Below are 18,482 nucleotides of genomic sequence, written 5' to 3' on the forward strand. Positions count from 1 at the left end.
TCGGCGAGGGGCACCCATCACGTGTCAGAGCTGAGCGTCCCGTATCAGAGCTGAGCGAGTGCCTTCGCGATGCGCTTCTCCGAGACCGGGTGTGCGGTGCCCAGCGAGTTCGCGAACAGAGACACTCGCAGCTCCTCGAGCATCAGCACGACCTCGACCCAGGCCCCCGGCAGAGACACGACCAGCTGCGACCATTCGGCCTTGGCCAGTGCTGGGAACCGATTGCCGATCTTCTTGGCCACGCCATCGCTGCTGGTCGTGACCCGGTCCATCAGCTGCTTGTCGCGGATCGGCGAATCCTGCATTCCCGCGATGCGCACCACCTCGGCCTGCACCCAGCGGGGCAGCTCACGCAGCATCTGCGGAGTCATCGCGGCCACGGCCGATTCGCTCAGCCGGGAGCCGCGCCAGGCCTGCACATCGGCGAGGTTGGACAGGATCGCCAATGACGATGCCTTCGTCACCAGCCTGTCGAGTTCGGTGGCGGTCTTGAGCGCTTTCATCAGGTGGGGCAGCAGCGACGAGCAGCTGACTGGCAGCTGGGCGTGGACCTCCGTGCGCAGCCGGTCGAACTCCTCGGCCGTAGCCACCCACGAGGATTCGGCCGGTCCCAGACGATCCGAGACGAGTCCGCGGATGCCGACCCGGATGAGGGCGGTCAGCAGCGCGTCGGTCGATTTCTGGTGACCGGCGAGGACGAGCTTCTCCTCGGTCGTCAGCCCGTCCTGCAGGTACTTCAGGGTCTCACCTGCGTGCAGGGCCAGGAGCGTGATGAGGCCTTCCCGCGTGGCCAACCTGGCCTCGTCCGCGGAGTCGAAGGCGACCAGGTCGACCGATCGCGACCGGTCGGCCAGTCCCGGCACAACCCCCGCCGTCGCCTGTTCCGGTTCGTCCAGCGGCCCGAACGTCCAGCCGGTCAGACCCGTCGTCGGTGTGAACGCGGCCTGCTTCTGCCGTACCTTGCGCACCTCGGGTTCGGCCCGGGTGGTCAGCGCCGCGAGATCCTCGCCGAGGCCGACGGTCTTCTTCCCGTCCACGACGCGGAAGGTCATGCGCAGATGGGCGGGGATCCGCTCGCGGTCGAAATCGGAGGCCGTGACCGTGATCGGCACCAGGTCGTTCAGCCCTCCCCCGCCGGCGCGTTCGCTCAGGTGCGCGGCCAGCACCTCGGGCAGGCTGCCCTGATACGGGGTGAGCGCGGGAAGGATCTCGCGGGCGACGTTGGGGGCAGGCACGAAGTAGCGTCGCTTGTTCTTCGGCAGCGATCGGATGTAGGCGGCCACGAGCTCCTCGCGCAGCCCCGGCACCTGCCAGCTGAATTCATCGGCGTCGACGGCCGGCACCGCCTCGGCGGGGATCTCCACGGTCACTCCGTCATCGGTGCTGCCGGGATCGAAGGAGTAGCGCAGCTTGGCCTGGGTGCCGTCGGCCAGCTCCCATTCCATCGGGAAGTCGGCCGCCACCGAGGCGGTCAGCTCCTCGCTGTCGTCGCTGAGCAGGACCGAGGTCGTGAGGTCGAGCAGATGTGCGTCCCGACGCTTCTGCTTCTTCCACCAGGAACGGAAATCCGCCGCCGAGGTGATCCCCTCCGGGATGCGCTCGTCGAAGAATTCGTACAGGGCATCGTCCTGGTCGAGCACGCGCCGGTTCCGGGTCCGTGACGCCAGTTCCTCGGCCTCGTCGATGACAGCGGCATTGTGCTCGAGGAATCCGAAGCGTTCATGCCAATCGCCTTCGATGAGTCCCTTGCGGATGAACATATCGCGGGCGCCCTCCCGGTCGAAGGCGCCGTAGCCGACCCTCCGGTCGGTGATGAGCGTGACCCCGTAGAGCGAGATCTTCTCGTAGACCATCGATGCGCCGGCCTTCGTCGACCAGTGCGGATCCGAATGCTGACGGGTGACGAGGTCCCCAGCTGCTTCGACGACCCAGTCGGGGTCGATCGCGGCGACCGTGCGGGCCCACAGACGGGAGGTCTCGACGAGTTCGGCGGCCATGACGAAGTCCGGGTTGACCTTGAACAGTCCGGATCCGGGGAAGATGGCGAAGCGGGTGCCGCGCGCTCCCTGGTAGTCCTTGTGGCGTTCGGAACGCGAGCCGATCATCGTCAGCAGTCCGGTCAGCAGGGCGCGGTGGATGGCGGCGGCATGAGGGTCGAGCTTGACGGCCGACACCTGCTGACCGGCACCGGCCGGTGCCGATGCCCCCTGCTTCTTGGCTCTGCGGTTGGCCGCGCTGAGTTCTGCGAACCCGATCTTGCCCGACCCCGATCGGTTGCCGGCCGACTGCCCGGCACCGGCCGAGTGCCCCTTGCCGGTCGATTGATCGCTGCCGGAGCGTCCGCGCCTGACTGTCTCGGGTGAGGACAGTTCCTGATCCGGTTCCGTGTTCGGCCGCCACACGGACTTGTCGACCCGGATGCCGGCCGAGCCGAGCAGGGAGCGCAGCTGACCGACGAGGTCCTGCCATTCTCTGATCCGCACGAAATTGAGGAACTCGGCCTTGCACCGGCGCCGGAACTTCGACGAGCCCATTTCGGCCTGCAGGTCCTGCAGGTAGTTCCACAGGTTGAGGTAGGACAGGAAGTCGCTTCCTCGGTGAGTGAATCGGGCATGCTTTTCGTCGGCGGCGGCACGGACCTCGGCCGGGCGCTCTCGCGGGTCCTGGATGGACAGCGCCGCGACGATGACGGTGACCTCTCCCCCGCACCCCGCCTCCGCGCCGGCGATGACCATCCTGGCCAGGCGCGGATCGATCGGGAGGACGGTGAGCTTCCGTCCGATCTCGGTGACGCGGATCTTCCCGGTCCCGTCACCGGTCAGGGCCCCGAGTTCGGTCAGCATCGTTCGTCCGTCCCGCACGGCTCTGGCCTCCGGCGGAGTGAGGAACGGGAAGTCGAGGATCTCCTGATCGCTTGCGGCGAAGCCGAGGTCGGCCATCTGCAGGATGACGCTGGCGAGGTTCGTGCGGAGGATCTCGGGATCGGTGAATTCGGGTCGGGTCTCGAAGTCCTCCTCCGAGTACAGGCGGATGCAGATGCCTTCGCTGGTGCGACCCGACCGACCCTTGCGCTGGTTCGCACTCGCCTGGGAGATCCGCTCGATCGGCAGCCGCTGGACCCGGGTGCGGTTGGAATAGCGCGAGATCCGGGCGGTGCCGACATCGATGACGTACTTGATTCCGGGCACGGTCAGCGAGGTCTCGGCCACGTTCGTGGCCAGCACGATGCGGGGGCGGCTGTGCGGGCGGAAGACCTTCTGCTGCTCACCGGCCGAAAGCCTGGCGAACAGCGGCACGACCTCCCAATCGCCCATCCGCGGACGTCTGCGCAGGTGGTCGGTCAGCGCATCGGCGGTGTCGCGGATCTCGCGTTCGCCGGAGAGGAAGACGAGGATGTCGCCGGGCTCCTCGGCGGCGAGCTCATCGACGGCGGCGATGATGCCGTCGGTCTGCTCCTCCACCCCCGTCTCGTAGTTGCCCGAGTCACCGGGACCGTCGACATCGTCGTCATCGGGTTCGTCCCCGAGCGGCCGGTAGCGGACCTCGACCGGGTAGGTCCGACCCTCGACCGAGATCACTGGGGCGTTATCGAAGTGAGAGGAGAACGATTCGGGATCGATCGTCGCCGAGGTGATGATCACCTTGAGGTCCGGACGACGGCCGAGGACCTGTTTGAGGTAGCCGAGGAGGAAATCGATGTTGAGGCTGCGTTCGTGCGCCTCGTCGATGATGATGACTTCGTAGTCGCGCAGCAGTTTGTCGCGAGAGAGTTCGGCCAGCAGGATGCCATCGGTCATCACCTTCACCCGCGTGGTGTCGGCGACCTGCGCGGTGAAGCGCACCTGATAGCCGATGGTGTCTCCGAGGTCCTCGTCGAGTTCGTCGGCGATGCGTTCGGCCACGGTCCGGGCCGCGATCCGTCTGGGCTGAGTGTGACCGATGAGTCCGTCGACGCCGAGACCGAGTTCCAGGCAGATCTTCGGCAGCTGCGTGGTCTTGCCCGACCCCGTCTCACCGGCGATGATGACGACCTGGTTGTCCCGGATCGCCTCGGCGATCTCATCCTTCGCGGCGGTGACCGGCAGATCGTCCGGGTAGGTCACGGCGACCGGATGGGCGGCGCGGGCGGCCTTGAGCCGGGCGCGACGCTGCTGGTGATGGGCTGCGGTGGCCTTCCGTCGCTGGTTCTTCCGCCGAGGCGAGCGCTTCGTCCGCGGAGTCGACGAAGCCGTGTGCGCGTCGGTACGCGGGGTCGACGATGCTGAGTTCTCCTGTGCCATTGCAGTCACAAGCTTAGCCGCAGCCGCAAGCGCAATCGGAGCCACCGAGCTGCGCCGAGGAGGAGGGAATGTCTACCGGCCGGTTTTCTCCGCCAGTTCCCGCAGCATCGCCGAGTAGGCTTCCCAATCCTGGCTTTCCGGGATGTTCGGACTGGCCGCGCTCAGCCCTACCTGCCCATCGATCCCTTCGCGGACCACATCGACTTGCCCGAGGTGGCGGGTGAGGTCGACGAGGACATGGACCATGATCTGGCCTAGGGTCACCGCTTTCATCGGGGCCGGCCAATGCGGAACCTTTCCCGGCGCGTCGAGCGGCAGGGAGTCGAACGTCTCGTCCGCGAAGGCCCAGACCCGCCGGTAGAGGTCGAGGACGTCCTCAGCGGATTCCGCCTCGGTGGCGTACCAATCGGCCTGCGGATCGTTTTCGAAGACCTCATCGAAGACCACTTCGTCCCGGTGTGGCCAGGGCCGGTCGAAGGCGTCGCCGAAGTATCCGGTTTCGACATTGGCCATATGTTTGACCACGCCGAGGAGGTTGAACCCAGTCGGTGTCCGCGGCCATCTCAGCTCTCGTTCGCTCAGACCCTCGAGCTTCCACATCAGCGTCTCTCGCGTTCGCTTGAGGGAGTTCCGCAGCACAGTCTTCATCGCCTCTTCGCTGTCCATGCTCAGTCTGCCCCAATCACGACCGGATGAACACAGTGTTCCTCTCATCCGCCCCACAGCGGCTCGAGAGCCGAGTAGAGCTGTTGGACGCCGAGGATGATGAACAGCCCTGCCGTGATCGCCAGAGCGATGTTCGTGTGCAGCTTGTTCGCCCATTCCTTCGGGATCTTCTTGCCGTTGAGCAGCCCGAGGAGGGTGACGGCCAGGAACGGCATGAACAGCGAACCGAGGACTCCGTAGGCGAGGATCAGACCGATCGGCTTGCCGAGGAAGAACAGCAGCATCGGCGGGAACGTCAGCCACAGCACATAGAACTTGAAGTACTTCCCGCCCGTCAGTGTGTCTGGGTGTCCTCCGGGCTTGTTGCGCATATGGCCCCAGAAATCGGCGAACATGAGGGACACGCCGTTCCAGACTCCGATGATCGAGGAGAAGGACGCGGCCCAGAAGCCGATGAGGAAGCCAACGCCCACAACCTCGCCGTAGCGGTCCTTGAGCACGTCGGCGAGGTCGAGCAGTCCCTTGTCGTCGGCGGAGATCGATACGCCCGCGGCACGGACGACCTCGGCGCCGACGATGAGCATGGCGATGACGAAGATCCCCGTCATCACATAGGCCATCGAATTGTCGATGCGCATCACGCGCATCCACTTCGGTGTGTGCCAGCCCTTCTCACGCAGCCAGTAGCCGTAGGCGGCCAAGGTGATGGTTCCCCCGACGCCTCCGGCGAGCGCGAGCGTGTAGACCACTCCGCCTTCGGGAATGATCGGGACGAGGCCTTTGAGCATGTCGGGGACGTTCGGTGCGGCGATGATCGCCAGACCCACGACGGTGATGAACATGATGCCGACGAGGGCCGCCGTGATCTTCTCGAACACGGCGTAGCGTCCGAACCAGACCATCGCGAATCCGGCCAGGCCCATGAGCATCGAGCACACGGTGAGGTTGAGCCCTGGGAAGAGCGCGGCCAGAGGCAGCGCCGCCGAACTCATGGCCGTGGCCCCGTAGACGAACCCCCAGATGATGATGTAGGGCCCGAAGTACCAGGTCGTCCAGCGGCCCAGCGACCGCCAGCCTTCGAAGATCGTCTTTCCGGTCGCCAGGCTGAAGCGGCCGGCGCCTTCGACGAGCACGATCTTGAGGATGACGCCGACGATGACCGCCCACAGCAGCCCGTACCCGAACTGGCTGCCGGCGACCAGGGTCGCGACCATGTCGGCGGCGCCGACACCCGTGGCCGCGACGACCAGCCCGGGCCCGATGACCTTCCACTTGGCCGGGCCCGAGGCCTCTTCGATCCCGGACACGGTTCCCGAATCGGCGGAGTCGCCGGGACCCGAACCGTCTGGTCCGTGAGTGCTCTCGCTCATGCTGCTTCGCTTTCGTCATCGGCCGCTCACTCATCTGCGGTCGCGGCTCTTGACTGTCGCTTCTGCGTCCACGACGGAGGAGTTCACGAAACAGCATCGCTGCGGCGGGAATCGTCTTCAGTCAGTCATCGTATTCGATGATTCCGTTCGACCTCCACATCGGCAGTCCATTGTCTGCGACTATCCTCGAGGTGTGAGCGATCATGATTCCACCGAGGACCCCCGCGGCCGGATCGCCCGTCGGATCTTCCCCGACGGAGACGACCCGGATCCCCGATTCACCCTGGCCAATGAGCGCACTTTCCTGTCCTGGATCCGCACGGCGCTGGCCTTCATCGGCGGCGGCATCGCGGTTGAGGCGTTCACTTCGGAGATCTTCTCGACCGGACTGCGGGCCACACTGTCGATCGTGCTCATGGTCATCGGCTTCGTCCTCGCCTCCGGCGCCGCCTTCCGCTGGCATCGGATCGAATCGGCGATGCGGCGCAAGACCTCTCTGCCTCTGCCGCTGATCATCCCGATCGTCAGTCTCGCCTCGGCGCTGGGGGCCGGCCTGCTGGTGCTGGTGTTCGCGGGTCTCCTGTGATCCCTCCTCTCGGACGCGAGCCCCGCAGACCGCGGACACCCAGGTCCCGGCCGCTGCGGGCCCAGCCGCCCAGGCCGCAGCCGCACCCTGATCCGGCGCTGCAGCCGGAGCGGACCGCTCAGTCCTGGCTGCGCACGAGCCTGACCATGACGGTCGTCAGCCTCATCGGCATTCGTTGGATCAATGTCTTCCACGGCTGGTCGATCGGCATCTTCGTCGCTTGCCTGGCACTGGCGATCATTGCGATCGCCATGCAGGTCAGACGCTACCGTTTGGGCGCGGTCTCGATTCAGGCCGAGCGGGGCCGCCCGAGCCCGTGGGCTGTGTTCTTCCTCTCCGCCTCCGTGTGCCTCATCGCGGCTCTGGGCATCGCTTCGGTGATCAAGATCAGCCTGAGCTGACCGGACCGACTCCGATCAGGCGTTCCTCGTTGTGAGACCGACGTCCGGACCTCCCGGGCCCGTGCCTAAACCTTGATCCACCGATCTGCTTGCAGGCAAGGGGTGCGGCTGGATTCGAGCGCGAGCATGACGTGAGGGCAGGAGGTAGCGTTCCGGTCTCTCACCGGTCTCTTCCACAAATGTTTCCCAAGGTCTCCTCCAGACCCTGCGGCGTTGTGCTCGAGTAGGAGCGGATCGGTCAGGACAATACTGTCCTTGGTGGGCTCAGCACTGCTTGCCAGAGTCGTGCGAAGTCCCTCGCCCACGGCCACTTCGTGGGCAGGTGCAGGATCAGCTTCCTGGCCCGGTGGGCAATCCGGGCGGGGATGCCGATGATGCGCGTGCGCAGCGTCTGGGCGCGCACTTTGCTTATCCGTCCACCGATGAGCCCGGCAGCAGCCCGCAGCAGGTTATGCGTGATCGCTGCGATCGTCACCCAGGCGGCATTGGCGTTGAATACCCCGGAAGGCATATGCGCCAAGGCCCCGTTCTTCAACTCCGCATGGATCTGCTCGATGATCGCGTGTCTGCGGTGGACTTGATCAGCAGCGACTGTGTCGAAACGATCCCGGTCGATGGTGGTGAAAAACGCGTGGTACCGGTACAAGTCGAACAAGGGATCCTGCCCACTCGCGCGTTTGGTCTCGTTGAGTTCCGGGATGCGGCGGACCACCAAACGCCCCGTCGTGTGCAGGGACTTCTTCTTCGAGGTGAACGCGGTGAACGGGACCTCAGCGACTTCAGCTTTGCTGATCTAGGCCTCGGAGTCTTCGTCGTAGATCGCTTCGGGGTATTCGATGCCTGTCCATGCGTCGTCGCTGATCGACCCGATCGCTGCCTTGATCCTTTTGTCCATGCGCACCGTGATCGACACATCCGCCCCGCCGTCGTGGGCGGCTTTGACGACGCCTGATGAGTAGTATGCCGAATCAGCACGCACCAGCACCGGGGCACCGGAGCCGATTCGGGCCGTGGTGGCCAGGGCGTCGGAGACGAGTTTGTCAGCGCCCCGGGCTGACGAGGTTGAGCCTTTGCGCAGGCGCTGACCAACAATAATTTGGCCGGAACCGGCAGTCGAGGCTGTGGCCAACAGTGCGTTGAGTCCGCGGCTGCCTTGGTAGCCGAACCCGGCTCCTTGCTTCGCCGCGGAGTGAACATCGATGACGGTGTCGTCGATATCGACGAACACCATCGCTTGTCCAGTGTCTTCGCTGGTTGGCAGCAGCGGTGTGTGTTCGTTGAGGTTGGCCAGGAAACGGGAGGAGATCGCGTCGAGTTGCCGGACATGGCCGAAGGCGAACGAGCGCAGGAACGAACCCAGAGTCGAGGGAGCGTAGACGCGGTCGAACAGGTGTGTCATGCCGCCGTGGCGGACGAGGTTCATGTCATCGATCGAGTCGGCTCCGGCAGCCATCCCGCCGATGAGTGTGGCCAGTTTCGCCGCCGGGTTCGCGCCTTTGTCAGCGCCGGTGGTCGACACGGTCAGACGGTCTTCGGCGAGGTCGAGCAAGCCGGCCTTCTGGGCGAGGCCCATGATCGGGACCAGCCCAGTGGTTGCGGTGAGGTTCTCATCGTCGAAGGAGTGGGACACAGTCGCGGGGGTGTGGTTGAATAGCACCTGAGAGGTGCCCCTTTCTGGGCGGGAATGTTGACTTTGAACATCACCATTTTCCCAGTTCAGGAGGGGCATTTCCATTCCACGCGCGAGCTTGAACGGCTACTTACATCGGTGGATCAAGGCTAAACTGGACGCATGAAGGATGCACACGAAGTCTCCACCGCCCCGCTCGTCGCCGTCGGACTCGTCGGCGGTTTCCTCACCGCCCGGGAGACCGGGATCCGCCCGCTCGGCGGAGCCGTCCTCGCCGCGGCGGGTGCCTACGCCGCCCGGTCCTGGTATGCGAAGAAGGGCTGGCCTGCCGCTGCCGGGCTGAGCCTGACCTACCTCGGCGGGTTCGGGGCCTCCCACCCCCTGGCGAAGAAGATCGGCGCCTGGCCGGCAGTCCTCGCCGTCAGTGCGGTCAGCGCGGCCGCGTCCTATGTCGTCTCCGACAGCGCAGACACGAAGTGAGTCGGCGCCTGACCGCCGACATCCGCTGACCGCCGACATCCGCTGACCGACTCGACCGATAACCGCATCGCAGGAAGCGAGGACCACGAGTAGCCCATGCTGGCCGTGTTCGAAGGCTTCGCCGTCATCGCCGGAGTCATCCTCACCGGGTTCGTCCTCGGACGTACCGGGGTGCTCGGTCCCCACGGACAGCAGGTCATCGCGAAGCTCGTCTTCTATGCCGGCACCCCGGCCCTGCTCTACGTCGTCGTGTCCGAGACCGATCTCGGGCTGATCTTCAACACCGCGCTGTTCGCCACCGGCGGTTCGGCGCTGATCGTCGGTGCCCTCCTCTTCGTCCTCACCCGCTGGATCCGCCGCCGCTCGACCGGTGAGGCCCTGTTCTCGGCGTGGGCGACCAGCTACGTCAACATCGGCAATCTCGGCATCCCGATCGCGGCCTATGTCCTCCACGACATCGGCTATGTCGCTCCCGTGCTGCTGTTCCAACTGCTCGTCCTCGCTCCCATCGGCATGGCCGTCCTCGACGGTGCGGGCAGGAAACGGCACGACTCGCACTGGTATTCGGCCGTGCTCCAAGTGCTGAAGAACCCGATCGTCCTCGGTGCCGCCGCCGGTGTGGCCGCCTCGGCGACGGGTTTCGAACTGCCCCGGTTCATCTTCGAACCCATCGACATGATCGGAGCGACGGCGGTCCCGGGCGCACTGCTGGCCTTCGGCATCTCGCTCAAGGACGGCTGGGCCCTGCCGGTCAAGGGAACCCGTTCGCAGCTGAGCTACATCACGGTCGCCAAGCTCGTCGTCCAACCGCTCGTGGCCTGGGTCATCGGCGGTCCTCTGCTGGGCTATGACGGTCTCGACCTGTTCGCCATCGTCGTCACCTCGGCGCTGCCGACGGCGCAGAACGTCTACATCTATTCGATGCAGTATCGGCAGTCCGAGGCGCTGATGCGCGATGCGGTCTTCATCACCACGGTCCTCGCCGTGCCTGCGCTCGTCGTCATCGCCGCCCTCCTCGGCTGATCCGCCCCGGCGCCTGAGCGCTGCGGCCGCCCGACCCGGTCCCCGCCGCCGCGTGGAGCCCCGATCCGCCCGACCTCCTCGGTGCTGGCGCCGGGCGGTGAAATCGGCGGCCGTGGCGTGTCCTCCCCGGCTTGGGCATGATGGTCGCTGACAATGGGGGTGTGTCCAGAGACGAGAAGAACGAGACCGAAGACCTCCTGAGCAGGCGGATGAGTTCAGGGTCTGCCAGTGCTGCCGAGAAGCAGTCGCCGTCTCCTCTGGAGGCGGGCAACGACCCCTCGACCGACACCGAGGCGTTCGATCCGATCACGGATCCCATCGCCGAGGAGGCCCCCAAGCACTCCGCGACCGAAACCCCGTCGACGGGCCCGGTCCGGGTGGCGCCCGCCCATTCGACGAATCCGCACGCTCAGTCGACGAGCGCCACCGATCGGACCTCACCGACCGACACCGGTCAGATGAGTGAGGTGCCGGCGAATGCGCGGACCTCGGTGATGAGTGAAGCGGACTGGGCCGCTGTGACGAAGGCGGCGACGTCGACCGACGCCCGCGAGCCCGAAGTGCCTGAGAAGCGCCGTTCGGTCCTCGACGTCATCGGCACGATCTGGATCATGATCGCCACCCCGTTCGTCCTGTTGGCGCTGTCCGTGCGTTTCGTCGCCTCGGGTCTCTTCCTCAAGTTCGAGTACTTCCGCCCGGGATTCCCGGCCGATCAGTTCGGTTTCGACGGCGCCGACCGAGAGCACTACGCCACTTACGTCATCGACTATCTGCACAACTTCGACTCCCGGCGCTACCTCGCCGATGTCGTCATGCCCAATGGGGAGCCGATCTTCATCTCCGATGAGCTCAGCCATATGGCCGACGTCAAGGGGCTCATCTCGCTGCTCTATCTGGTCGCGCTCATCGGCATCATCGGCGCGGTCCTCTTCGGCCTCTACATGTGCCGCAAGGGCGGCATGGGCATCCACACCGGAGTGCGCCTGGGCTCGATCTTCAGCATCATCTTCATGGGTGCTGTCGCCGTTGTGGCCGTGCTCGGCTGGGACAGCTTCTTCCGCAACTTCCACAAGCTCTTCTTCAGCGACGGCACTTGGGAGTTCTACGCCGATGATTCGCTCATCCGGCTCTTCCCGCCGCAGTTCTGGGTCGATGCCGGCATCGCCGGCGGAGGCGTGTTCGTGCTCCTGGCGATCATCCTCTTCTGCTTGAGCTTCCTCGGCTTCAAGAAACGCCGCGCACTGCGCAAGGCGCGGAAGGAAGCCGCAGCCTGAAGCCAGCTGATCGGCAGCTCCTCTGCGGGTGAGAGTCCCGCTCCACGGTTCCGGCCGGGTGGTCTTTCCCCTTCCACCCGGCCGAATTTCTGCCCGGGACCGACCAGATTCTCCTCACGCGCTCGCTGCGGGTGGATCCACCGCGATCCAGCACCGGATTTCGCAGTGGATCCTCCCGCAGCGAACCGACCAGATTCCTACCCGGCAACAATTCGTCGACGAGCCGCGGCCGGTCACTGATCGGACCGCGGGCCGGTCGGCAGACGGTTGCCGAAGCCTGCCGTCTCAGTCATCAACGGCATCGCGGCCCCGACGCACGAGCAGCGGATCGGCCGGGTGGACGACCGAGGTGTCCTTGTCCTCGTAGTCGAACTGGTTGAGGAAGTACCGCATCGCGTTCAGCCTGGCTCGCTTCTTGTCATTGCTCTTGATCGTGATCCACGGGGCGTGGTCGGTGTCCGTGCGGCGGAAGGTCTCCTCCTTGGCCTTCGTGTAGTCCTCCCACCGGTCAAGCGATTCGAGGTCCATCGGAGACAGCTTCCACCGCCGCACCGGATCGATCTGACGGATCGCGAACCTGGTGCGCTGCTCGCGCTGGGTCACCGAGAACCAGAACTTCGTGACATGGACCCCGGAGTCGATGAGCATCTTCTCGAACACAGGAGCCTGCTCCATGAACGTCTCGTACTCCTCGTCCGTGCAGAAGCCCATGACGCGTTCGACATTGGCCCGGTTGTACCAGGAGCGGTCGAACATCACGATCTCCCCGCTCGTGGGCAGGTGAGAGACATAGCGCTGGAAGTACCATTGGCCGGCTTCCCTGTCCGAGGGCTTGTTGAGTGCGACGACGCGGGCCGCCCGCGGATTGAGGTGTTCGGTGAAGTGTTTGATCGTTCCGCCCTTGCCCGCGGCATCCCGGCCCTCGAAGACGATGACGTGCTTGGCGCCGGTGTCCTGGCCCCAGTACTGGAATTTCAACAGCTCGACCTGCAGCTTGTACTTCTCGAGTTCGTAGGCGTCCCTGTCCATCCGCTCGTCGTACGGGTAACCTTCGCGCCAGGTCTCGACCGCTCGGCCCATGGGGTCGATGAGGTGCGGATCCGTGGTCTGACTGTCCTCGACGGCATAGCCTTCGAGGCGGAGTTTGTCGATGTACTCCCGCAGATTCTCCTGGAACAGGTTATTCACGTCACTCTCCCCTTCCGATGTCGACTCGATGTCGTGGCCCGGGCAGCTCAACGGCCCGGGGTGAACTTCAGGTTATGCGATCGATGTCGCGGCGTGGAATGATTCCGAGGCTGAGCAGTGGGGCGAGAGCGATGAGCCCGAAGGACACCGGGTATCCGAACGCGGTCACGAGCGCACCGAAGCCGGGGCCCAGCAGCGCCGACATGACGAACTGTCCCGTGTTCTGAGCGCCCATCGCCTTGCCCGACCAGCGCGGTCCGGCGGCTTCGGCCACGGAAGCGAAGGCCAGACCGTTGTCGGCGACCGACACCGCCGAGGCCAGCACGAAGACGATCGCGGCCACGACCGGCATCTGCGTCAGCGACAGGAACGCGATGGCCGCGACCAGCACCACAGCCGCGATCGCGACCACGCGCATCAGCCCGACTCGCGAACCCGTGCGGTCGGAGAGTCCACCGACGACCATCCGGCCGAGGGCTCCGACGATCTGAGCGGCGGCGACGATCGCGCCGGCGGCCGATGCCCCGATGCCCTGCACGGCGATGAGCCAGACGAGGCCGTAGGTGGAGAAGGCGAACTGCGGAGTGACGAGAAGGGCGGAGACGGCGTGGATGCGCCACAGGAAGGAATCGCCGCGGTAGGGGTTGAACACCGAGCTCGGTCTCGCTCTGCCCTCGCCCGCCGAGGTGGGTTCCACCTCTTCGTGATCGGTGTGATCGTCGGCGGTCGCCGCCGGTTCGGATGGGTTTCGGCGTTCGAGATCGGCCACCTCGGCGCGGGTGGGAACCTGCGGCGGTGGATTGCGGACGAGGGCGAAGCAGACGATCGCCAACGCGCCGGTTACAGCGGCGACGAACCACAGGTAGGCGGGGAATCCGCCGGCCGCGGCGACCGGTGGGACGGTCACGGCAGCGATGCCGGTGCCCAGGGGCTGGGACATCTGTCGGATGCCCATGGCCAGGCCCCGCCGGTGACGGGGGAACCATCCCATGACCACACGTCCGCTGGCGGAATTCACCGATGCTGCGGCGGCCCCGGAGGCCACGATGATGATGACCATCCGGACCGGTGAGTCGACGACTGCGACCGCGGCTGCGGAGGCCAGCGCAGTGAGGCCGATGCCCAAGGTCATGGCCAGCCGCTCACCGTATCTGTCGGCGAAGGCACCCCAGGCGATGAGGGTGAGGATGAGGCCGAAGCTAGGAGCTGCGGCAACGGTTCCCGCTTGGGTCAGGGTGAAGTCGAGGTCCGCGTGCATATACGGGATGAGGAACGCCGGACCGGTGATCGCGAGGGTGGCGGCCATCTGCGTGAGGACACCGATGACGAGGATCATCCAGGCTTGGAAGCTCGGGCGGCTCGTCGTCATGGCTCGAGGCTAGCGCCGACTGTGCGCCGTCAGCAGCGCGTCTCAGATCGCGGCGTCGCCGGTTTGCCGATACAGTTGTTCTGGATCGTCCCCCTATAGCCCAATCGGCAGAGGCAGTCGACTTAAAATCGATTCAGTGTGGGTTCGAGTCCCACTGGGGGGACCATCGGCACCGGCTTTCACCAGCCATGATGTACATCGAAGAGCTGAGTCGAAAACGATAGGAAGTCGGGTTCCCCACGCTTACCCATCTTTTTCGCTACGATTCTTCCCGAATTGATCGAGGATCTCCGACATGTCCGGAGCCGCAGTCGCCTTCTTCACATAGTGCGTCGATGTGACCGCCGTACCGGAGTGGCCGAGCACAGCCGCAGCAGCCTCGAGAGTCGCCTCCGCATCGATGAGCGTGGCCACGGATTTCCGGAACACATGCGGCGAGATACCGCCACCGTCCTCCATCGTCTTGAGTGCCTCTCGCAGGGACCGCCGATAGTTGTTCGGCCACTTCCATGTGCCCTTGCCGGACGGGAACACTGCATTGGTCTCAGTCGGAATCGCCTCAACGCGACGTCGCAGCAGCACGTCGACCACGAACGGCGGCAGAGTGAGGATCCGGAAGCCGCTCGACGTCTTCGTGTGCGGCTGTCTCTGCAATCCCTTCTTCTTGAGGTAGACCAGTGTGCCCGTCACCGTCAGAGTCGGTTGCTCGCTCAGGTCGACATCCTCCCAGCGCAAGGCGAGCACTTCAGAGATGCGCAGCCCGGTCCCGAGCATCACATCGACCACATCGAGCAGTTCGCTGCCCCGGCGCGGTCCTCGGTAGCCAGTCCCTTCCTGCCATTTGCGCAGCCCTTCACGAAGAGCACCGACCTCATCAACCGTGAGGGCTTCGACAGGCCGCCTCGGCTTCGACGGCAGGCGTACGTCCCGCACTGGATTCGATCGGATTGCGTCATGACGAACAGCAAGCTTGAACATCCCGTTGAGAACGGACCTCGCAGTCTTGGCAAGCCCCGGCGTCGACGCCGCCAGGTTCCGGAGAAAACGATCGACACGGGACACCGTGGCCTCCATGAGCATGTATTCGCCGAGAGCCGGCAGAACATGCTGATTCACGCTATCGGTGTAGCGCTCGACGGTCTGAGCTGTGCAATTCTCGGTGAGATCCGGATCAGCCAACCAGATCTTCGACAGTGCCGTCACCGTGGTGCTGCCAGTAATGGTGTCGCCGGCTGATTCGACCTCGTTGCGGAGGGACTTGAGGAGATTGCGTTCGGCCTTGGCACCGGATTCGCCGTAGGCCTCGCGTTGTTTGGTTCTGCCGGTGAAGTCGCGGAACCGCGCACGAGCTCGCCACTTATTGTCAGCGATCTCGGTTCGTGTGATTTTGCCCCAGGTGCCGAGCTCGAGCCGTGGCCTAGGCATCGCTGTCCGCCTCACCGAGGGCATCACCACTGACCGTGAATTCGGCAACGCCATACTCTTCGGCCATGTTCGCGACTTCTGAGGAGTCGGTCCGTTCGAGGAACTCGGCGACCTCGTCGAGCAGCCCCAGGTCGCGTGCACGCTGGATGCGGCGGGAAGCAGTGGCTCTCGATACGCCGAGAGCCTCGGCTGTCGAAGTGATCACCGGGCGACCGCGCCCGTACATCTTCACGAGAGCCGCCACGGTCGCCGCCTCCCGGATCGTATCGTCCGCCAGCATTTGTCCACCGGGCCTGGGCACCCGCCCGTTGAACTCTGGCGAATATTCTCGGAAGTCGCTGGCCCCGGACCGGTCTGCTTCATCAATCGCGGACAGAATCTCCTTGATCGCGACTTTGGAGAGATTGCCGGTTCCAACCGCCTGGCTTCCTTCCGGATCGCCAAGGAGCACTCCAGTGATGACGAAATCACCGTACTCAGTCTGTGCGACCCGTGCCCACAATGGGAATGGGACATCGGGGATATCGATGCGGTGCCAGAAGTCTCCGGGTTCTTCCGAGGTGCCCAGAGCTCTCGCCCACTCCCCCTCAGCTAATCCCGGCTTCTCAGAAGGGGTCACCACGGGCGCAGGGCGTCGTTCAGCAAAACTCATGGAAACTATCGTAGCAATTTCACCGTTCATTGACAATCAATGCAATCTTCTGATAAAGTTGATGCATCGATATTCGACGCACATTGCAAATCGAGGAGGTGGCGATCGTGACGGCAACGCACGACAACGCACGGTGGCTGACGGCGGAGGACCTCGCGGCGGAGCTGCACATCCCCAAGCAGACGATCTACAGGTGGCGGGTTCAAGGGTACGGCCCCGTGGCGCACAAGATCGGTCGCCATCTGCGCTTCTCCCGTGAAGACATCGACGCCTGGTACGCGACACTTCAGAAGGATTCGGCAGCGGACTGAGGTGCGGCCCCAGTCCAATCCCGGAAACCGACGACCCGAAGCGCCCGTTCCGAGGTATCGAAGAACTTGCGGCCCAAGTTGAGAAACAGGCGCATGGGCTGGCCGTAGAAGGCGGTCTCGATTCCGACTTGTGAAGTCTCATCCTGCCCGGAAATGACCCTCGAGACGATTCGCTGACCGTGGTGACGGGCGCTGTAACTGCGTGCACTCTCAGCGGCCCGACATCCGTTTCGATGAGGCCGCGCTGTCCGATCTCAGCAAGTAGGGCCGGCGACCGCCGCGGGAGAATCCGCCGCCACTCGCCCCTGGGACGAACAACTCTGGTTGAGTATGATCCGAACATGGGAAGGGGAAGAGTCGACTTCGACCGCGGCATCACTCGGCTGGCTTCGTACGCCAGGTACCACGGCCACGCCAATCCCAAGGCTGACGACGTCTGGCTGGAATGGAGTGTCGGACTCTGGGTGTCGAGTCTGAGGACCAAGTACCGTTCCAACAAGCTGACCGAAGAACAGATCGCCGCAGCCGAGGCCATCGGAGTGAGGTTCACTCCCCCATACCGCGACCCGAAACCGAATCCGCCCTCACGGGCCGAACGGAAAGTGGCTGACAATCTCGAGAGGCTCCGCCGCCTCGAGGGCTTCTACGGACGGCATGGACACATCAACGTGCCTCAGCTGACCGGCACCGACGATTGGCCGGGCGCAGGACGATGGATAGCTAGACTGCGGAGTCAATATCGTCATGGACAGCTGGCAGACACCGTTATCGAAACAGCCGAGAGCATGAACATCAACTGGAACCCGGGACAAGGTTCACGACCGTGCTCATAAAGAGGTGAGTCTCTATCCATTGGACCGTAAAGAACCAAATTATGGTCGAGGCGAACAATTGATACGCGGTGTGCAGGCTTTGCTAGGGCGTGTCTGATAAATGCTGTAACCAAGCGATGACACCGTTGAGCACGACAGCGGCTCGATAGACGACGGCGAGTTTGTCATAGCGAGTGGCCAGTCCTCGCCACTGCTTCAAACGGGCATAACCGCGCTCGATGACATTGCGACCCTTGTACTTGATCGCGTCGAACTTCGGTGGACGGCCACCCTTTGATCCTCGCCGGAGACGATGGCCTTGCTGATCGGACGGTTCGGAGATGACTGCCTCGATCTTCCGCGACCGCAGCAGTGACCGGTTCGCTCTCGATGAGTAGGCCTTGTCGCCAAGGACGGCGTCCGGGCGGGTGCGTCGACCGACCTGAAGGTTGTCCAACAGAGGGGCGAGCATCGGGCTGTCGCCGTCCTGACCAGCGGTGCAGATCGACACCAGCGGCAGCCCGTGGCCATCGACGAGCTGATGAGTCTTTGTCGACAAGCCTCCGCGCGAGCGGCCGAAAGCGTGGTCAGGCGACTCTGTCAGTAGATCCTTGTAATTCGACGAGTCCCTTTTTTACGCGGCTGATGTTCGTCGCGTGTTGATGTGCGCGAGCGATCGTGGAGTCGACTGAGACGGTGAAGTCGACCTTGTCATTCTTTGCCGCGTGGACAGTCAGAGCCTGGTGGATGGCATCCCAGGTGCCGTCGGCGGCGAGGCGGCGGTGCCAGGTCCACACGGTCTGCCATTTGCCGAAGGTCTCGGGCAGATCGCGCCAAGCGATACCGGTGCGGTAGCGGTAGATGATGCCCTCGACCATCTGTCTGGGATCGGAGAACGGGCGGCCTCGTCGGCCGGTCGGTGCCGGGAGGTAGTCGGCGATGAGAGCCCATTGGTCATCAGTGAGTAGTTGGAATCGAGACACGATTCCAGGGTTTCAGAATCCCGCCGGGAAAT

The 18,482-nt window shown here is 64.5% G+C and carries 15 protein-coding genes, 1 tRNA gene and 1 pseudogene; 8 read left to right on the forward strand and 9 right to left on the reverse strand.

Going from position 1 to position 18,482, the window contains the following annotated elements:
* Positions 1–44: 44 nt before the first annotated feature.
* From hrpA to IG171_RS09865, 3 genes are all read right to left on the reverse strand, one after another.
* Entirely contained in the window at positions 45–4,280 is a 4,236-nt protein-coding gene (gene hrpA / locus IG171_RS09855) for an ATP-dependent RNA helicase HrpA (protein WP_212127301.1), read from the reverse strand.
* 72 nt (positions 4,281–4,352) lie between these two features.
* Positions 4,353–4,946: a DinB family protein gene (locus tag IG171_RS09860; protein WP_212127302.1), complete on the reverse strand. Its 594-nt coding sequence runs from the start codon at positions 4,944–4,946 to the stop codon at positions 4,353–4,355.
* Positions 4,947–4,990: 44 nt separating this feature from the next.
* On the reverse strand, positions 4,991–6,316 hold the full coding sequence (locus tag IG171_RS09865) for an Nramp family divalent metal transporter (RefSeq protein ID WP_212127303.1): 1,326 nt from the start codon (positions 6,314–6,316) through the stop codon (positions 4,991–4,993).
* A gap of 193 nt (positions 6,317–6,509) precedes the next feature.
* Between IG171_RS09865 and IG171_RS09870 the strand changes: the two genes are divergently transcribed.
* A complete protein-coding gene (locus IG171_RS09870; RefSeq protein WP_212127304.1) occupies positions 6,510–6,902 on the forward strand; it encodes a DUF202 domain-containing protein in 393 nt (130 codons plus the stop codon).
* The gene (locus IG171_RS19255; RefSeq protein ID WP_283091820.1) at positions 6,899–7,303 is read left to right on the forward strand and encodes a DUF202 domain-containing protein; all 405 of its coding nucleotides are present in this window, start codon (positions 6,899–6,901) and stop codon (positions 7,301–7,303) included. The genes IG171_RS09870 and IG171_RS19255 overlap by 4 nt, the downstream gene beginning before the upstream one ends.
* A gap of 238 nt (positions 7,304–7,541) precedes the next feature.
* Here IG171_RS19255 and IG171_RS09880 read toward each other — a convergent pair.
* Positions 7,542–8,933: pseudogene (locus IG171_RS09880) on the reverse strand (IS1380 family transposase).
* Positions 8,934–9,095: 162 nt separating this feature from the next.
* Between IG171_RS09880 and IG171_RS09885 the strand changes: the two are divergent.
* The 3 genes from IG171_RS09885 to IG171_RS09895 all read left to right on the forward strand — a co-directional run bounded on the left by IG171_RS09885 (position 9,096) and on the right by IG171_RS09895 (position 11,710).
* Positions 9,096–9,413, forward strand: coding sequence for a hypothetical protein (locus IG171_RS09885; RefSeq protein WP_212127305.1), 318 nt, complete (start codon positions 9,096–9,098; stop codon positions 9,411–9,413).
* A gap of 96 nt (positions 9,414–9,509) precedes the next feature.
* A complete protein-coding gene (locus tag IG171_RS09890; RefSeq protein ID WP_212127306.1) occupies positions 9,510–10,436 on the forward strand; it encodes an AEC family transporter in 927 nt (308 codons plus the stop codon).
* A 161-nt stretch (positions 10,437–10,597) separates the two neighbouring features.
* Positions 10,598–11,710, forward strand: coding sequence for a TIGR01906 family membrane protein (locus IG171_RS09895; protein ID WP_249203582.1), 1,113 nt, complete (start codon positions 10,598–10,600; stop codon positions 11,708–11,710).
* Between the two features lie 285 nt (positions 11,711–11,995).
* On the opposite strand, the gene ppk2 is transcribed toward IG171_RS09895, so the two are convergent.
* Together ppk2 and IG171_RS09905 are read right to left on the reverse strand one after the other, a co-directional pair.
* Positions 11,996–12,898: a polyphosphate kinase 2 gene (gene ppk2, locus IG171_RS09900; RefSeq protein ID WP_212127307.1), complete on the reverse strand. Its 903-nt coding sequence runs from the start codon at positions 12,896–12,898 to the stop codon at positions 11,996–11,998.
* A gap of 67 nt (positions 12,899–12,965) precedes the next feature.
* Positions 12,966–14,267, reverse strand: a complete 1,302-nt coding sequence (locus IG171_RS09905) for an MFS transporter (protein WP_212127308.1) — start codon at positions 14,265–14,267, stop codon at positions 12,966–12,968.
* Positions 14,268–14,356: 89 nt separating this feature from the next.
* Here IG171_RS09905 and IG171_RS09910 point away from each other — a divergent pair.
* Positions 14,357–14,433, forward strand: a tRNA-Leu gene (locus tag IG171_RS09910).
* 77 nt (positions 14,434–14,510) lie between these two features.
* Here IG171_RS09910 and IG171_RS09915 read toward each other — a convergent pair.
* Positions 14,511–15,692 carry a site-specific integrase gene (locus IG171_RS09915; RefSeq protein WP_212127309.1) on the reverse strand — a complete coding sequence of 394 codons (1,182 nt, stop codon included), beginning with the start codon at positions 15,690–15,692 and terminating at the stop codon, positions 14,511–14,513.
* The gene (locus tag IG171_RS09920; protein ID WP_212127310.1) at positions 15,685–16,344 is read right to left on the reverse strand and encodes a hypothetical protein; all 660 of its coding nucleotides are present in this window, start codon (positions 16,342–16,344) and stop codon (positions 15,685–15,687) included. Before IG171_RS09920 ends, IG171_RS09915 begins: the two co-directional genes overlap by 8 nt.
* A gap of 107 nt (positions 16,345–16,451) precedes the next feature.
* Here IG171_RS09920 and IG171_RS09925 point away from each other — a divergent pair, with 107 nt between their 5' ends.
* Positions 16,452–16,655 (forward strand): helix-turn-helix domain-containing protein, encoded by a 204-nt coding sequence (locus tag IG171_RS09925; RefSeq protein ID WP_249203583.1) that lies wholly within the window; start codon positions 16,452–16,454, stop codon positions 16,653–16,655.
* Positions 16,656–16,996: 341 nt separating this feature from the next.
* On the forward strand, positions 16,997–17,488 hold the full coding sequence (locus IG171_RS09930; RefSeq protein WP_212127311.1) for a helicase associated domain-containing protein: 492 nt from the start codon (positions 16,997–16,999) through the stop codon (positions 17,486–17,488).
* 82 nt (positions 17,489–17,570) lie between these two features.
* On the opposite strand, the gene IG171_RS09935 is transcribed toward IG171_RS09930, so the two are convergent.
* Positions 17,571–18,450 (reverse strand): IS5 family transposase gene (locus IG171_RS09935; RefSeq protein WP_212127312.1). Its coding sequence is split into 2 segments (ribosomal slippage): positions 17,571–18,092 and positions 18,094–18,450, totalling 879 coding nucleotides; the frame shifts between segments, so codons are not numbered across the junction.
* Positions 18,451–18,482 lie beyond the last annotated feature (32 nt).

Origin of the sequence: Brevibacterium sp. SMBL_HHYL_HB1 (assembly GCF_018208375.1) — a bacterium.
GTDB lineage: Bacteria > Actinomycetota > Actinomycetes > Actinomycetales > Brevibacteriaceae > Brevibacterium > Brevibacterium intestinavium.

What these genes read in the sequence shown, in the direction of transcription:
- hrpA (WP_212127301.1), bottom strand. Translation starts at nt 4,280, where the DNA reads ATGGCACAGGAGAACTCAGCATCGTCGACCCCGCGTACCGACGCGCAC.
- IG171_RS09860 (WP_212127302.1), bottom strand. Translation starts at nt 4,946, where the DNA reads ATGGACAGCGAAGAGGCGATGAAGACTGTGCTGCGGAACTCCCTCAAG.
- IG171_RS09865 (WP_212127303.1), bottom strand. Translation starts at nt 6,316, where the DNA reads ATGAGCGAGAGCACTCACGGACCAGACGGTTCGGGTCCCGGCGACTCC.
- IG171_RS09885 (WP_212127305.1), top strand. Translation starts at nt 9,096, where the DNA reads ATGAAGGATGCACACGAAGTCTCCACCGCCCCGCTCGTCGCCGTCGGA.
- IG171_RS09890 (WP_212127306.1), top strand. Translation starts at nt 9,510, where the DNA reads ATGCTGGCCGTGTTCGAAGGCTTCGCCGTCATCGCCGGAGTCATCCTC.
- IG171_RS09905 (WP_212127308.1), bottom strand. Translation starts at nt 14,267, where the DNA reads ATGACGACGAGCCGCCCGAGCTTCCAAGCCTGGATGATCCTCGTCATC.
- IG171_RS09915 (WP_212127309.1), bottom strand. Translation starts at nt 15,692, where the DNA reads ATGCCTAGGCCACGGCTCGAGCTCGGCACCTGGGGCAAAATCACACGA.
- IG171_RS09920 (WP_212127310.1), bottom strand. Translation starts at nt 16,344, where the DNA reads ATGAGTTTTGCTGAACGACGCCCTGCGCCCGTGGTGACCCCTTCTGAG.
- IG171_RS09930 (WP_212127311.1), top strand. Translation starts at nt 16,997, where the DNA reads ATGGGAAGGGGAAGAGTCGACTTCGACCGCGGCATCACTCGGCTGGCT.